Origin of the sequence: Pseudomonas sp. S150 (genome assembly GCF_004526365.1) — a bacterium.
In the GTDB taxonomy this organism is placed as follows: domain Bacteria; phylum Pseudomonadota; class Gammaproteobacteria; order Pseudomonadales; family Pseudomonadaceae; genus Aquipseudomonas; species Aquipseudomonas putida_A.
Genome location: NZ_CP038207.1, coordinates 2382101 through 2397649 on the forward strand (window position 1 = coordinate 2382101; position 15549 = coordinate 2397649).

14 protein-coding genes are annotated in these 15549 nt (G+C 60.7%); 5 read left to right on the plus strand and 9 right to left on the minus strand.

Annotated features, from left to right (window positions below):
• Nucleotides 1-39: 39 nt before the first annotated feature.
• From pyk to gcl, 5 genes are all read right to left on the minus strand, one after another.
• Complete coding sequence (gene pyk / locus E3Z29_RS11020) at nucleotides 40-1455, minus strand: pyruvate kinase (protein ID WP_134785769.1); 1416 nt, start codon at nucleotides 1453-1455, stop codon at nucleotides 40-42.
• Nucleotides 1452-2726 (minus strand): glycerate kinase, encoded by a 1275-nt coding sequence (locus E3Z29_RS11025; RefSeq protein ID WP_096796236.1) that lies wholly within the window; start codon nucleotides 2724-2726, stop codon nucleotides 1452-1454. Before E3Z29_RS11025 ends, pyk begins: the two co-directional genes overlap by 4 nt.
• 158 nt (nucleotides 2727-2884) lie before the next feature.
• Nucleotides 2885-3778: a 2-hydroxy-3-oxopropionate reductase gene (locus E3Z29_RS11035; protein ID WP_003222962.1), complete on the minus strand. Its 894-nt coding sequence runs from the start codon at nucleotides 3776-3778 to the stop codon at nucleotides 2885-2887.
• 161 nt (nucleotides 3779-3939) lie between these two features.
• A complete protein-coding gene (hyi, locus tag E3Z29_RS11040; protein WP_134785770.1) occupies nucleotides 3940-4722 on the minus strand; it encodes a hydroxypyruvate isomerase in 783 nt (260 codons plus the stop codon).
• 177 nt (nucleotides 4723-4899) lie between these two features.
• Entirely contained in the window at nucleotides 4900-6675 is a 1776-nt protein-coding gene (gene gcl, locus E3Z29_RS11045) for a glyoxylate carboligase (RefSeq protein ID WP_003222966.1), read from the minus strand.
• Between the two features lie 268 nt (nucleotides 6676-6943).
• Between gcl and E3Z29_RS11050 the strand changes: the two genes are divergently transcribed.
• Entirely contained in the window at nucleotides 6944-7384 is a 441-nt protein-coding gene (locus E3Z29_RS11050) for a heme-binding protein (RefSeq protein ID WP_027613943.1), read from the plus strand.
• Between the two features lie 211 nt (nucleotides 7385-7595).
• Nucleotides 7596-8054, plus strand: a complete 459-nt coding sequence (locus tag E3Z29_RS11055) for a transposase (RefSeq protein ID WP_098968488.1) — start codon at nucleotides 7596-7598, stop codon at nucleotides 8052-8054.
• A gap of 102 nt (nucleotides 8055-8156) precedes the next feature.
• Here the strand turns inward: E3Z29_RS11055 and E3Z29_RS11060 are convergent, their stop codons facing one another.
• Nucleotides 8157-8762: a TetR/AcrR family transcriptional regulator gene (locus tag E3Z29_RS11060; protein WP_007969638.1), complete on the minus strand. Its 606-nt coding sequence runs from the start codon at nucleotides 8760-8762 to the stop codon at nucleotides 8157-8159.
• A 134-nt stretch (nucleotides 8763-8896) separates the two neighbouring features.
• Between E3Z29_RS11060 and E3Z29_RS11065 the strand changes: the two genes are divergently transcribed.
• Entirely contained in the window at nucleotides 8897-9811 is a 915-nt protein-coding gene (locus E3Z29_RS11065) for a DUF808 domain-containing protein (RefSeq protein WP_098967870.1), read from the plus strand.
• A 176-nt stretch (nucleotides 9812-9987) separates the two neighbouring features.
• On the opposite strand, the gene E3Z29_RS11070 is transcribed toward E3Z29_RS11065, so the two are convergent.
• Nucleotides 9988-10776, minus strand: coding sequence for a VacJ family lipoprotein (locus tag E3Z29_RS11070; RefSeq protein WP_134785771.1), 789 nt, complete (start codon nucleotides 10774-10776; stop codon nucleotides 9988-9990).
• Nucleotides 10769-12067, minus strand: coding sequence for a serine/threonine protein kinase (locus E3Z29_RS11075; protein WP_027613946.1), 1299 nt, complete (start codon nucleotides 12065-12067; stop codon nucleotides 10769-10771). Before E3Z29_RS11075 ends, E3Z29_RS11070 begins: the two co-directional genes overlap by 8 nt.
• 223 nt (nucleotides 12068-12290) lie before the next feature.
• Between E3Z29_RS11075 and E3Z29_RS11080 the strand changes: the two genes are divergently transcribed.
• Nucleotides 12291-12659, plus strand: coding sequence for a hypothetical protein (locus tag E3Z29_RS11080; protein ID WP_134785772.1), 369 nt, complete (start codon nucleotides 12291-12293; stop codon nucleotides 12657-12659).
• Nucleotides 12660-12774: 115 nt separating this feature from the next.
• Here the strand turns inward: E3Z29_RS11080 and E3Z29_RS11085 are convergent, their stop codons facing one another.
• Nucleotides 12775-14370 (minus strand): beta (1-6) glucans synthase, encoded by a 1596-nt coding sequence (locus tag E3Z29_RS11085; protein WP_134785773.1) that lies wholly within the window; start codon nucleotides 14368-14370, stop codon nucleotides 12775-12777.
• Between the two features lie 288 nt (nucleotides 14371-14658).
• On the opposite strand from E3Z29_RS11085, the gene E3Z29_RS11095 reads away from it, so the two are divergent.
• Nucleotides 14659-15510 (plus strand): glycine betaine ABC transporter substrate-binding protein, encoded by an 852-nt coding sequence (locus E3Z29_RS11095; RefSeq protein ID WP_096796228.1) that lies wholly within the window; start codon nucleotides 14659-14661, stop codon nucleotides 15508-15510.
• Nucleotides 15511-15549: the final 39 nt, after the last annotated feature.

Genomic DNA, 15549 nt, shown 5'->3' on the forward strand with positions numbered 1-15549 from the left:
GGGGATGAATCCCCTCACCACAGGGTTCAGTCGCAATCGTCAGATCAATGTTTCGATCCGCAGTGAGTTAGTCGATCCCGGCTGCCCGAACGGCACCCCGGCAGTGATCAGCAACGTATCGCCACGCTCGGCCATGCCTTGCGCCTGAGCGATTTCCAGCGCGGTCGAACACACTTCATCGACCTGACGCAGGCGATCGTTGACCACCGAGTGAATGCCCCACGCCACGCTCAAACGCCGCGCGGTCTGCAGGTTCGGCGTCAGGTTGAGGATCGGCGCTTTCGGCCGTTCCCGCGCCGCACGTAATGTCGAGGCGCCGGATTCGCTGTAGTTGACCAGCACCGCCACCGGCAGCACGTTGCTGATGCGGCGGATCGCGCAACTGATCGCATCGGACACCGTCGCTTCGGCTTTCGGTCGGCTGACGTCGAGCTGCGTCTGATAGTCCGGACCGTTCTCAACCTGACGAATGATCTTGCTCATCATCTGCACCGCTTCCAGCGGGTATTCACCGGATGCGGTTTCCGCCGAAAGCATCACCGCATCCGCACCTTCGGCCACAGCGTTGGCCACGTCAGTGACTTCAGCGCGGGTCGGCGCCGGAGAGAAGCGCATCGACTCGAGCATCTGCGTCGCCACCACCACCGGTTTGCCGAGTTCGCGGCAGGTTGTGATGATGTTTTTCTGGATCTGCGGCACGCTTTCCGCCGGCACTTCGACACCGAGGTCACCGCGCGCCACCATGATCGCGTCGCTCAGTTCGGCGATTTCGCGCAGTTGTTCAACTGCTGACGGCTTCTCGATTTTCGCCATCAGGAACGCCTTGTCGCCGATCAGTTCGCGGGCCTCGAGAATGTCTTGCGGACGTTGCACGAACGACAGCGCCACCCAGTCCACACCCAGCTCCAGACCGAAGCTCAGATCGCGGCGATCCTTGGCGGTCAGCGGGCTCAAATCGAGCACCGCCTGCGGCACGTTCACGCCTTTGCGGTCCGACAGTTCGCCACCGTTGAGCACGGTGGTGTCGATCGCGTCGGAGTATTTGCTGACCACGCGCAGGCGCAGTTTGCCGTCATCCAGCAGCAGATCCATGCCGGCTTCCAGCGCGGCGATAATCTCCCGGTGCGGCAGGTTCACCCGGCGTTCATCGCCCGGCGTAGCGTCCAGATCGAGGCGGAACGCCTGACCACGATGCAGCTGTACCTTGCCGTCGGCGAACTTGCCGACGCGCAGTTTCGGCCCCTGCAAATCCATCAGAATGCCCAGCGGATAGTTGAGCTGGCGCTCGACTTCGCGGATCCACTGATAGCGCTTGGCGTGGTCGGCGTGATCGCCGTGACTGAAGTTCAGGCGGAAGATGTTGACCCCGGCCTCGACCAGTTCACGGATGTCTTCGATGCCATCGACGGCAGGCCCGAGGGTGGCGAGGATTTTGACCTTTTTATCAGGCGTCATGATTTGCAGTTCTCAAGGATCAGGATGGCGCGGAAGTCGTTGACGTTGGTGCGGGTCGGCTCGGTGACGATCAGCGCATCGAGCGCCTCGAAGTAGCCGTAACCGTTGTTGTTATCCAGCTCGTCGCTGGCGCTCAGGCCCAGAGCGGCGGCGCGGGCGTAGCTGTCCGGGGTCATGATCGCGCCGGCGTTGTCTTCCGAGCCGTCGATGCCGTCGGTGTCACCGGCCAGCGCATAAACGCCGGGCTGGCCCTTGAGGCTGTCGGTCAGGCTCAGGAGAAATTCGGCGTTGCGTCCGCCACGGCCATTGCCGCGCACGGTCACGGTAGTTTCGCCGCCGGACAGAATCACGCACGGCGCTGCCAGTGGCTGCCCGTGATTGATGATCTGCCGGGCGATGCCGGCGTGGACCTTCGCCACTTCGCGGGATTCACCTTCGAGGTCGCCAAGGATCAGCGTGCTGAAACCGGCCTGGCGGCATTTCACTGCCGCTGCATCCAGCGATTGCTGCGGGCGGGCGATCAACTGGAAATGGCTGCGAGCGAGGCTCGGATCACCGGGTTTGACCGTTTCCGATTCCGGGCTTTGCAGCCAGTTGCGCACCGTCGCCGGGACTTCAATGTTGTAGCGCTTGAGGATCGCCAGCGCTTCGGCCGAAGTGCTCGGGTCGGCCACGGTCGGGCCGGAAGCGATCACCGTGGCGAGGTCGCCCGGTACATCGGAAATTGCGTAGGTGTAGACGGTGGCAGGCCAGCAAGCCTTGCCGAGGCGGCCGCCCTTGATCGCCGAGAGGTGCTTGCGCACGCAGTTCATCTCGCCGATGGTCGCGCCGGATTTGAGCAGGGCTTTGTTGATCGACTGCTTGTCGGCCAGGGTGATGCCTTCGGCTGGCAGCGCGAGCAGGGCAGAACCGCCGCCGGAGAGCAGGAAGATCACGCGGTCGTCTTCAGTCAGATTGCTGACCAGTTCCAGCACGCGTTTGGCCACGGCCAGACCGGCAGCGTCCGGTACCGGATGCGCGGCTTCGACCACTTCGATTTTTTCGCACGGAGCGCCGTGACCGTAACGGGTCACCACCAGACCGGATACTTCACCCTGCCAGCAGCGCTCGACCACCTGCGCCATGGCAGCTGCGGCTTTGCCGGCACCGATGACGATCACCCGACCCGTGCGATCGGCAGGCAGATGGGCTTCGAGGACTTGGTTCGGATGGGCCGCGTCGATGGCTGTGGCAAACAGCTCGCGCAGCAGTTGTTGCGGATCGACCGACATGGCGGGCTCCCGGAATTCTTGTTATTCGAAAGGGCAACTCGGATCCATTGTGGGAGCGGGCTTGCTCGCGAAGGCGGTGGGTCAGTCAATCTCCATGTCGACTGAAACGCCCTCTTCGCGAGCAAGCCCGCTCCCACATGGAAAGTGGGGCAAAGGCTTTATTTTTTGTCGCGAATCGAGAAGTTGGCCATGTGTTCCAGACCCTTGATCAGCGCCGAGTGGTCCCAGTTGCTGCCACCGATGGCCGCGCAGGTGCTGAACACTTGCTGGGCGTTGGCGGTGTTCGGCAGATTGATGTTCAGCTCCTTGGCGCCTTGCAGGGCCAGGTTCAGGTCCTTCTGGTGCAGGCTGATACGGAAGCCCGGATCGAAGGTGCCTTTGATCATGCGCTCGCCGTGCACTTCGAGGATCTTCGACGAAGCGAAACCGCCCATCAGCGCTTCACGCACCTTGGCTGGATCGGCGCCGTTTTTCGAGGCGAACAGCAGCGCTTCAGCCACGGCCTGGATGTTCAGCGCGACGATGATCTGGTTGGCCACTTTGGCGGTCTGACCGTCACCATTGCCGCCGACTAGGGTGATGTTCTTGCCCATGGCCTGGAACAGCGGCAGGGCGCGTTCGAAGGCATCGGCGTCGCCACCGACCATGATGCTCAGGGTCGCAGCCTTGGCGCCGACTTCACCACCGGATACCGGGGCGTCGAGGTATTGCGCGCCTTTCTCGTTGATCTTCTTGGCGAAGGCCTTGGTGGCGGTCGGCGAGATCGAGCTCATGTCGATCACGACTTTGCCTTTGCCGATGCCGGCAGCAACGCCGTCGGCGCGGAACAGCACGTCGTCGACCTGTGGGGTGTCCGGGACCATGACGATGATGAATTCAGCTTCCTGCGCCACTTCGCGCGGGTTGGCCAGGGCGACCGCGCCAGCGGCCACCAGGTCGGCTGGAGCGGCGTCGTGGTGCGCCGACAGGAACAGGCTGTGACCGGCTTTCTGCAGGTTCGAAGCCATTGGGTGGCCCATGATGCCGGTGCCGATAAATCCGATTTTAGCCATGAGAAAATCCTCTTGTTTTTGTCTTGCTCAAGCGAAATAGGGGGTGTTGCCTTGGGTGGGAGCGGGCTTGCTCGCGAATGCGGTGGAACATTCAATATCCGTGTTGACTGAACCACCGCATTCGCGAGCAAGCCCGCTCCCACAAGGGTTTTGCAGTGCTCTTAAATTGCGTTGTGGCTCTTGAGCCAGCCGAGACCGGCCTCGGTGGTGGTCAGCGGCTTGTATTCGCAGCCAACCCAACCCTGATAACCGATGCGATCCAGGTGTTCGAACAGGAAGCGGTAGTTGATCTCACCGGTGCCCGGCTCGTTGCGCCCCGGGTTGTCCGCGAGCTGCACGTGGTTGATCTCGCCCAGGTGCGATTGCAGGGTGCGGGCCAGATCGCCTTCCATGATTTGCATGTGATAGATGTCGTATTGCAGGAACAGATTGGCGCTGCCGACCTGCTCGCGAATCGACAGGGCTTGCGCCGTGTTGTTCAGGTAGAAACCCGGGATGTCGCGGGTGTTGATCGCTTCCATCACCAGTTTGATACCCGCCGCCTGCAGCTTGTCGGCTGCATATTTGAGGTTGGCGACGAAGGTTTTTTCCACGGTGGCATCGTCCACGCCTTGCGGACGAATACCGGCCAGGCAGTTGACCTGGGTGTTGCCCAGCACTTGCGCGTAGGCAATCGCCAGATCGACCCCGGCGCGGAACTCTTCAACGCGATCCGGCAGACACGCGATACCGCGCTCGCCCTTGGCCCAGTCACCGGCCGGCAGGTTGAACAGCACTTGGGTCAGACCGTTGGCATCGAGCTTTGCCTTGATTTCGGCGGAGCTGAAGTCGTACGGGAACAGGTATTCCACGCCACTGAAACCGGCCTTGGCGGCGGCGTCGAAACGGGCAAGGAAATCCTGTTCGGTGAACAGCATGGACAGGTTGGCAGCGAAACGCGGCATGGTGGTCTCCTAAAACGGTTTTGACGCGGGTGGTCAGACTAAACCCAATCAGTCCCCTCTCCAGGGGGAGAGGGTTAGGGTGAGGGGGGAATCAGGGTTGGCCCCAAATTCCCCGAACGACACAAAATCGCTCCCTCACCCCAGCCCTCTCCCGGAGGGAGAGGGAGCCAGTTACGTTCAGTCGAGCAACGAAATCGCCGTTGGCGCGTCGTTGCCGACCAGTGCCAGGTCTTCGAATTCGTTGACGGCGTTGATCTCGGTGCCCATGGAGATGTTGGTCACACGCTCCAGGATGATCTCGACAATCACCGGTACCTTGAACTCTTCGATCATCTGTTCGGCCTTGCGCAGGGCAGGGGCGATTTCCGATGGTTCGAACACCCGCAGGGCTTTACAGCCGAGGCCTTCGGCGACTGCGATGTGGTCGACACCGTAACCGTTGAGTTCCGGCGCGTTCAGGTTATCGAAGGACAGCTGCACGCAGTAGTCCATTTCGAACCCGCGCTGGGCCTGACGGATCAGCCCCAGGTACGAGTTGTTCACCACGACGTGGATGTAAGGCAGTTTGAACTGAGCGCCGACCGCCAGCTCCTCGATCATGAACTGGAAGTCATAGTCCCCCGACAGGGCCACGACTTTCCGGCTCGGATCGGCCTTGACCACGCCCAGCGCTGCCGGAATGGTCCAGCCCAACGGGCCGGCCTGACCGCAGTTGATCCAGTGACGCGGCTTGTAGACGTGCAGGAACTGCGCGCCGGCAATCTGCGACAGACCAATGGTGCTGACGTAGCAGGTGTCCTTGCCGAACACCTGGTTCATTTCTTCGTAAACGCGTTGCGGCTTGACCGGCACGTTGTCGAAGTGAGTCTTGCGGTGCAGGCTGGCTTTGCGTTGCTGGCAATCCTGCAGCCAGGCGCTACGGTTTTTCAGCTTGCCGGCGGCTTGCCATTCACGGGCGACTTCGATGAACACGGTCAGCGCGGCAGCGGCGTCGGAGACGATGCCCAGATCCGGAGTGAACACGCGGCCGATCTGCGTGCCTTCGATGTCAACGTGAATGAACTTGCGGCCTTCGGTGTAGACGTCGACCGAACCGGTGTGACGGTTGGCCCAACGGTTACCGATGCCCAGCACTACGTCGGATTTCAGCAACGTGGCGTTGCCGTAACGGTGCGAGGTCTGCAGACCGACCATGCCGACCATCAGCGGGTGATCATCGGGAATGGTGCCCCAGCCCATCAGGGTCGGGATCACCGGAATACCGGTCAGCTCGGCGAACTCCACCAGCAGATCGCTGGCGTCGGCGTTGATGATGCCGCCACCGGCCACCAGCAATGGACGCTCGGCTTGATCAAGCAGGGCCAGAGCCTTCTCGACCTGAATGCGGGTCGCGGTTGGCTTGGCCAGCGGCAATGGCTGGTAGGCGTCGATGTCGAATTCGATTTCAGCCATCTGCACGTCGAACGGCAGGTCGATCAGCACCGGGCCTGGACGGCCGGAACGCATTTCGTAAAAGGCTTTCTGGAATGCGTAAGGCACCTGGCCCGGCTCCAGAACCGTGGTCGCCCACTTGGTGACGGGCTTGACGATGCTGGTGATGTCGACTGCCTGGAAGTCTTCCTTGTGCATACGGGCGCGGGGTGCCTGGCCGGTGATGCAGAGGATCGGAATCGAGTCGGCCGAGGCGCTGTAGAGCCCGGTGACCATGTCGGTACCGGCCGGGCCGGACGTACCGATGCACACGCCGATGTTGCCGGCCTTGGTGCGGGTGTAACCCTCGGCCATGTGTGACGCGCCTTCGACGTGACGAGCGAGGACGTGATCGATGCCACCGACTTTTTGCAGGGCGGAGTACAGCGGGTTGATCGCAGCACCCGGAATGCCAAAAGCGGTATCAACCCCTTCACGGCGCATCACCAGAACGGCGGCTTCGATTGCTCTCATTTTGCTCATGGTTTTGTGCCTCTTTACGTTTTGTAATTGTATACAAGTGGCTTTGCGCAGAGTGTATTCACGGCGGACGGCGCAGGTCAATCCATTTTCTCAAGCGTCTGTTTCATTTGTCGGAAGCCGGTTTTGCTGTGGCTTTTCGTCGCATGTGGCGCCTTTCGAGAATTATTGTATACAAAAAAATAATTCATTGTGTTCTATTTGTGGCATCGGTCTGCGGCACTTGAGCGCAGCCCCACGACTTTCCCAATAACAAAATGAGGACGGCACCATGAGCGCTTTAACCTTGAAAGTCGCAGTCAACCTGGTCAACGAAGCCATCAGCACCGGGCGCGGGATCAACGCCGCGCCGCTGACCATCGCGGTACTCGATACCGGCGGCCACCTGATCACCCTGCAACGCGAAGACGGCGCCAGCCTGCTGCGCCCGAACATCGCCATCGGCAAAGCCTGGGGCGCCATCGCCCTGGGCAAGGGCTCACGCCTGCTGGCGCTGGACGCCCAACAACGCCCGGCCTTCATCGCCGCACTCAACAGCATGGGCCAGGGCAGTGTCGTCCCGGCCCCGGGCGGGGTGTTGATCCGTGATCAGGCGGGGAATGTGCTGGGGGCGATTGGGATTAGCGGCGATCTGTCGGATATTGATGAGCAGGTGGCGATCAAAGCGGTAGAGGCGCTGGATTTGAGGGCGGATGCGGGGGTGGCTGCTTGAATCTGCGTTGATTGATTAACCGCTATCGCGAGCAGGCTCACTCCTACAAGGGATCCTGGTTGGACACAAAATGTCTGAACACCACAAACCCCTGTAGGAGTGAGCCTGCTCGCGATAGCTCTCTCCCAGAAACATCCAGCCAAGAGTCTGTACCATCAACTTGAGCACGCAGAACTAGTCTTCTCATGAGCTGATCATGGGAGGCAAAGGAATGCCTGATCTACCCGCTGCACACCGATTGCGAGCCGGTCGCTATGCCGAGCCCAATCGAATCTACCTACTGACGACCAACACTCTTGATCGCAAACCGATCTTTGCCGATTTTGCTTTGGGCCGATTGGTGGTTCATCAATTTCGGCGTGCACAAGATCTCGGCTTGGCGAACTCACTGGCGTGGGTGGTAATGCCAGATCATTTTCATTGGTTAATCGAATTGCAGAGCGGGTCTTTGAGCGAACTGATGCAAAAGACCAAGTCGCTAAGTACCAAAGCGGTGAATCAGGCTACCGGTAGAAATGTTGGCCTCTGGCAAAGAGGGTTTCATGACCGGGCACTGCGGCGGGAGGAGGATTTAGTGAAGATGGCAAGGTATGTCGTCGCCAACCCATTGCGGGCTGGACTGGTGGAGAGGCTTGGAGACTATCCGCTGTGGGATGCGATTTGGGTTTGAGCCGAAACCGTGTCGCCTCGATCGCGAGCAGGCTCACTCCTACATTTGGAATGCGTTTCCCTGTGGGAGCGAGCTTGCTCGCGAAGCAGTCACCGCGGTCTATCAGTCCGGCTCACACCCCTTCAACACCAACCGGATAATCGTTTGCGCCGCCGCTTCATAATCCGCCTCGTCCAGCTTGTCCTTGCCGGTTACAGCAGAGATCTGCCAGTCGAAGTCGGCGTAGGTCTGGGTCGCGGCCCAGATGCTGAACATCAGGTGGTTGGGGTCGATCGGGGCGATCTGGCCGCGGTCGATCCAGCTCTGGATGCAGTCGATGTTGTGCTTGGCCTGGCTGTTGAGCTGCTCGACCAGGTCGGCGCTCAGGTGCGGGGCGCCGTGCATGATTTCGCTGGCGAACACTTTGGAGGCGAAGGGCAGGTCGCGGGAGATGCGGATCTTCGAGCGGATGTAGCCGCTGAGCACTTCGCTCGGTACGCCGTCCGGGTTGAACGGGGTCGAAGCCTGCAGGATCGGCACGATGATGCTTTCCAGGACCTCGCGGTAGAGGTTTTCCTTGGATTTGAAGTAGTAATAAACGTTGGGCTTGGGCAATCCTGCCTTGGCGGCGATGTCGCTGGTTTTGGTCGCAGCGAAGCCCTTGTCGGCAAATTCCTCACTGGCGGCACGCAGGATCAGTTCTTTGTTGCGCTCGCGGATTGTGCTCATAAACCCGGTGGTTCCTTGCCTGTTCTGGCGGTTGCGCATGGTAGCACCGGCCTCGCGCATGGCTCAAGAATGCCCCGTGTGGCCCGCAGTCGCGGTATGCTGCGCGGCATTATTCACATAAGGAAACAAGATTCATGGCAGGAAGCAGTTTGCTGGTGCTGATCGACGATATTGCCACCGTTCTGGATGATGTGGCGTTGATGAGCAAAATGGCCGCGAAGAAGACCGCCGGCGTACTCGGCGATGACTTGGCGCTCAATGCCCAGCAAGTCTCCGGCGTGCGCGCCGAGCGGGAAATTCCGGTGGTCTGGGCGGTCGCCAAGGGCTCGTTTCTCAACAAGCTGATCCTGGTGCCCTCGGCCCTGGCGATCAGTGCGTTCGTGCCGTGGCTGGTGACGCCGCTGTTGATGGTCGGCGGCGCGTACCTGTGTTTCGAAGGTTTCGAGAAGCTCGCGCACAAGTTCCTGCACAGCAAGGCCGAAGATGATGCCGACCACGCGCAATTGAGCGCGGCGGTGGCCGAGCCGACCACCGATCTGGTGGCTTACGAGAAGGACAAGATCAAAGGCGCGATCCGCACTGACTTCATCCTCTCGGCGGAAATCATCGCCATCACACTTGGCACCGTGGCCGACGCTTCGCTGACCCAGCAAGTGATCGTCATGTCGGGCATCGCCATCGTCATGACCGTGGGGGTTTATGGCCTGGTGGCCGGCATCGTCAAACTCGACGATCTAGGCCTGTGGCTGACCCAGAAATCGGGTGCGGCAGCAAAAAACATCGGCAATGCAATCCTGCGCGCCGCCCCGTACATGATGAAAGGCCTGTCGGTGATCGGCACGGCGGCGATGTTCCTCGTCGGTGGCGGCATCCTTACCCACGGCGTTCCTGTGCTGCATCACTGGATTGAAAGTGTCGGTGTGGCGGCCGGTAGCGCCGGGTTCGCAGTCCCTGTGCTGCTCAATGGCGTGGCGGGGATCATCGCGGGCGCGGCAGTGCTGGCGGTGGTTTCGGTGGTCGGCAAGATCTGGCGCGCGATCAAAGGATAAACACATCACTCCTGTGGGAGCGGGCTTGCTCGCGAATGCGGTGTGTCAGTCGAAGAATATGCTGGCTGATTCACCGCATTCGCGAGCAAGCCCGCTCCCACAGTTTGATCCAGGTTGTGCCATGAAAAAGGGCCATTCGACTCGCATCGAATGGCCCTTTTTTGTTGTCGCTGAGGTTACTCGGCAATCTGCAACTTGCGCGACTCGGTGTAGACGTAACGCACTTTCTCGTACTCGAACGGCGAGTTCATCTGGCCGTAGCGGAAGTTGGTCTGGTAGCGCTTGTCGACCGCGCGCAGGGACCAGATTTCCGGGTGGTTGGAGCTGACTTCCGACACATTCAGGTAGTTGATTGCCGATTCGGCGGTGTAGTCCACGGCGAGGCCGGCGGTGTCGCGAATGTTCGACGGGCCGAGGATCGGCAACACGAAGTAGGCACCGCCCGGTACGCCGTAGAAGCCCAGGGTCTGACCGAAGTCTTCGCTCTGGCGCGGCAGGCCCATGGCAGTGGCCGGGTCCCACAGACCGGCAATGCCGATAGTGGTGTTGAGCAACAGGCGCGCGGTGGTTTCCATCGAGCGCTTGCCCTTGAACTGCAGCAGGCTGTTGACCAGGTTCGGCACGTCGCCAAGGTTGTTGAAGAAGTTGCTCACCCCGGTGCGCAGGAAGCTTGGCGTCACGTAGCGATAGCCGTCGACCACCGGCAGGAACACCCATTGGTCGAAGCGGTAGTTGAAGTGGTAGACGCGGCGGTTCCACGACTCCAGCGGGTCATAGACGTTGAGTGCGTTGAGCGTCGAGCGCTCGAACTCACGCTGGTCCAGACCCGGGTTGAACTTGAGTTTGGACAGCGGCTCCTTGAAGCCATCGCTGTCGACCACCACCGGCGCGTTGGCTTTGCTGTTGTCGGCCTGGGCCACGCCTGCACTGAGGAGCGCTGCAATCAGCAGGAGATATTTAGCCACGGAAAAACTCCAGCATGGCGTCGCTGTTGACGCGGTAGTTAAGGTTGCCGCAATGGCCGCCCAGTGGGTAAACGGTCAGGCGATCGCCAAAGGTCTTGCGCAGGAAACCGAGGTCGCCAGGGCCGAGGATCACGTCATCAGCATTGTGCATGACGGCGATTTTCGGGCTGTCGTGCAGGTAATCCTTGAGTGCGTACAGGCTGACCTGATCGATCAGTTGCAGCAGGCTGCCGCCGTCAGTGCGCGCGCGCCACATCGGGATCACTTGTTCGGTCAGGTAGCAGTCGAAGTCGCATTGCAGCGCGCGCTTGAGGAACGGCGTGAGGCTGGTGCCTTCGGTGATCGGGAATTTCGGCGGGGTGATCAGGCCACGACGGTTGATCAGGTCGGAGGTGAAGGCAATGTCGGCCGCCGAGAAACGGAACGAAGTGCCAATCAGCATCGCCATCTGTTCGTTGGTCAGGTGCTGCTTCGACTGCTGGAAGTCGTAGAGCAGGGCGTCATTGAGGTCGATGTAGCCTTTCTGCTGGAAGTAGCGGGTCAGCTTGTTCAGCACCAGTTCATAGAAGGTGGTGCTGTTGTTGATGCCCTTCACCTCGGTCTGTACCAGCTTGTCGAGGTTGCTGATCGAGGTGTAGAGGTTGACCGGCGGGTTGAGCAGCAGGACTTTCTTGAAGTTGAAGCTGCGTCGGGTCTCGTCCAGATGCGCGACGAACGCGGCATCCAGCGCGCCGAGGCTGTAGCCGCTGAGGTAGTACTCGGTGACCGGCAGTTTCGGATGCTGCGCACGCACGGCCTGCATCACCCGGTACATGTCTTCGGCGTCTTCCTTGGTGATGCCCGGGGTGGCGAAGCGTGAAGCGGCGCTGATGAAGTCGAAGCTGGTGGGCGACGACAACTGCACAACGTGGTAGCCGGCCTTGTAGTAGAGCTTCTTCAGGTATTCGTTGAGCGTGCTGTCATAGCGCGCACCGGTGCCGGCGATCAGGAAGATCAGCGGCGCCGGTTTGTCCTGCTCGGCGATGCGGTAGGTGAGTTTTTTCACCGCCCAGAAATTGTCCGGGAGGATGAAGGCCCGTTCCGGGCGCAGGGTGATGCTGTGGTCGGACTGATTGATCTCGTCGTTCGACGGCAACTCCGGGCGCAGGTCCGGTGGCGTGGTGGCGATGGTCGCCTCGAACGGGTTGGTCAGGGGATAGCCATAACTGGCGGCATCGATATCCACCGCCAGTGCGGACGCACTCAGAATAAGGCCGCTGAACAGCGCGGCGAAGCGCAAGGAACGGAGCATGACTGGATCCCTTAAAGGAAGGTGCCGAATGAAGTTCGCAGGCTATGACCACCGGGCTTGCGCCAAAGTGCCATGCCTCGGCACCAAACAGGCAGAATTCGGAGTAATAGTAGCTGGACGATACACTTTGCAAGGCGCGGATGACCAGTTAACAGTTGTTAGTGCTTGCCAATGCGTGCGGGCAGATTAAGCTGGCCGCCGATTTCGTTGATTGGAGAGATTCATGTCCCGCCGCTTGCCCGTGATTCTGTTGCTCGTGCTGTTGCCGCTGTGGCTGGCCGCCAGTTATGGCGCGCGTTATGGCTTCATGGAGGACGGACAGTGGGTTGGCATCTGCGTCGATGAAGCGAGCCGTTGGGAATGCTCGGTGCGTTCGAACCTGGGGCTGATGATCCACTTCAAGGTGTTGGGCTGGACCGCGCTGGGTGCGGCGCTGCTGGGTTTTGTGTTGCCCGGGCGGGCAGGGTGGTGGCTGGCGGTGCTGGCGCTGGTGTTCGGGTTGCCGGCGCTGGCGTTGTACAACACGACGCTGGCGGTGTTTGCGCTGGTGATTGCCGGGTTGCGGTTGGTCCGGGAATCCCGTAGCGCCTAAGAGTCAGCCTTCGCGAGCAAGCCCGCTCCCACATTCGATTGCATTCCAACTGGAGGAACCCGATTAAATGTGGGAGCGGGCTTGCTCGCGAACGGGCCAGACTGGCCTCGGGAGATCAGCCTTTGCGAACCCGCAGGCAGCGCCAAAGTGCCGCCACCATCAAACCACTGACCAGCGCCCAGCCCCACGCCTGCTGATTCAACAATCCTTCTTCATACAGCTGCGGCGCAATGCCGGCGCCGATGATAAAGGTCAGCAGGGCGATTTCCCGGCGTGGCACGCTGACCGGACGGCACACGAAAACCAGCGCCGGCAGGATGAACGCCATGCTGGCGAAACTGCGATAACGCGCGTCGAACACCATCTCCAGCATCATCACCGCCGCCGCAAAGCCGGCCACGGCAACCAGCCATCCAGCACGCCGTTCCAGCAGATGGAACGCCCGTTCACGCCAACCCTGACGGTTGCTCAAGGTCAGCGCGGCATGCGCCAGCACCAACAGATTCAACGCTGTCAGCAAGCCGACCCACAGCCATTCGCTGGCAAACCGCGTGGTCACTCGCGCCAGATCGCCCCAGGCGCCGATAGAGCAGGCTGCAACTGCCGCAAGCAGGGGCAGAACCAACGCCGATTGCGTGGTGCGAACCCGGCCGCCGAGTAGCAGCGTGCCGAGGAAAATCAGCCCGCCGACGCCCAGCCATTCCTTCCAGTACGGCACGTTGGTCACCGGTCCGGCGAGCACGCCCTTGTCCTGGCGGTCGGCATCAAACAGGCCCCAATAGCCGCCCACCGCACCTTCGCTGCCACGTTTCCATGGCTGGTCGAACGCCTCGATCAGGTTGTAATGCCAGCCTTCCTTCTCGGCCATCGCGACAAAGCCACGAATGAACTTGGCCTCGTTGACCCGGCTCGGCAGGGCGGTCTCGCGCTGGCGACCTTCGCTGGGCCAGCCGGTCTCGCCGATCATCACGTCCTTGGGCGCGAACTTGTTGCCGAACACCTGACGCACATCCGCCACATGTTGCAGGGCGACGTCGATGTTCGACGGATCATCTTCCCAGTACGGCAGCAAGTGAATGGTCAGGAAGTCAACTGCCGGCGCAATTTCCGGGTGCTTGAGCCAGAACTCCCAGACATCGGCATAGGTGACGGGTTGCTTGACCTGGCTTTTGACCTTGTTGATCAGTCTGGCCAGTTGCGCGCCGGTGACTTCCTTGCGCAGCAGCGCTTCGTTGCCGACGATCACCGCGCTGACCACATCCGGGTTGGCGTTGGCCGAAGCAATCAGCAGGTCGACTTCTTTCTCGGTGTCCGCCGGGTTGCTGTTGACCCAGGCGCCGATCATCAACTTCAGACCGTGCTTGCGCGCCAGTTGCGGCAGGGCTTCGAGGCCGGTCATCGAGTAGGTGCGGATGCATTCGAAGCGCGTCGCCAGCAGGGCGAGGTCGGCGTCCATGCGCTCCGGGCGCAGCTTGAACGGCACGTCGAACGGCGACTGGTCCTTGTCGAATGGCGTGTAGGAGGCGCATTGCAACTTGTGCGTCGGGGTCGCGGCGTCCGGCAGGATCACCGGTTTGCCGAGGCCGTACCAGAAGCCGCCAAGGGCAAACAGGCCGAGCAGGCAGGCGAAGAGATAAGGAACAAACGGGAAGCGGGAAGTCGCGGACATGGTCAGGCCGAGTGGCTGCAAAGCGACGCATGTTACCTGCATTTATCCGCGGGTTGGTGGCCTGCATGATTTGCACATGCAAAGTTCGGGCGGATTGTCTGGCGCCAATTATTCAGAGGCGATTAATGGCCTTCTGATGTCGTTTCTCGCTGTATTGAGGTCGCTGACAGAGCAGGTCGCTGCGGGCGTCAGGCCGATGATCGAAAGCGTCAGTACTCCACTGGCATTCGAGCGAGTTTGCGGTCAGGCGTGATGGGGGCGCTGTGCACCATAACAATACGTTGACGATGCCCGGCATCCGTCGGGCGCAGCATTTCGGGGAAGTAAACGATGAAGATGCGACGACTTTTAGGCGCAGGTGCCGCTCTGGTACTTGCGATGAGTTCCACATTCGCCAGCGCTGAAAAACAGACCCTGAACATCGGTTACGTTGACGGCTGGTCCGACAGCGTCGCGACCACTCACGTAGCGGCCGAGGTGATCAAGCAGAAACTCGGCTACGACGTGAAGCTGCAAGCCGTCGCCACCGGGATCATGTGGCAGGGCGTGGCCACCGGCAAACTCGACGCGATGCTCTCGGCATGGCTGCCGGTGACCCACGGCGAGTACTGGACGAAGAACAAGGATCTGGTCGTCGATTACGGCCCGAACTTCAAGGACGCGAAAATCGGCCTGATCGTGCCGGAGTACGTCAAGGCGAAATCGATCGAAGACCTCAAGACCGATGACTCCTTCAAGAACCGCATCGTCGGCATCGACGCCGGTTCAGGCGTGATGCTCAAAACCGATCAGGCGATCAAGGATTACGGCCTGGACAAATATACGCTCAAGGCCAGTTCCGGCGCCGGCATGATTGCCGAGCTGACCCGTGCGGAGAAGAAGAACGAATCGATTGCCGTCACCGGTTGGGTGCCGCACTGGATGTTCGCCAAGTGGAAACTGCGCTTCCTCGACGACCCGAAAGGCGTGTATGGCGCGGCTGAAACCGTGAACAGCATCGGCAGCAAAGAGCTCGCGACCAAGGCTCCGGAAGTCGCCAAGTTCCTGAAAAACTTCCAGTGGGCGTCGAAAGACGAGATCGGCGAAGTCATGCTGGCCATCCAGGACGGCGCCAAGCCTGAAGCGGCGGCCAAGGATTGGGTCGCCAAGCACCCGGATCGCGTGGCTGACTGGACCAAATAAAAGTACCAACAACGCCTGACCCCTGTGGGAGCGAGCTTG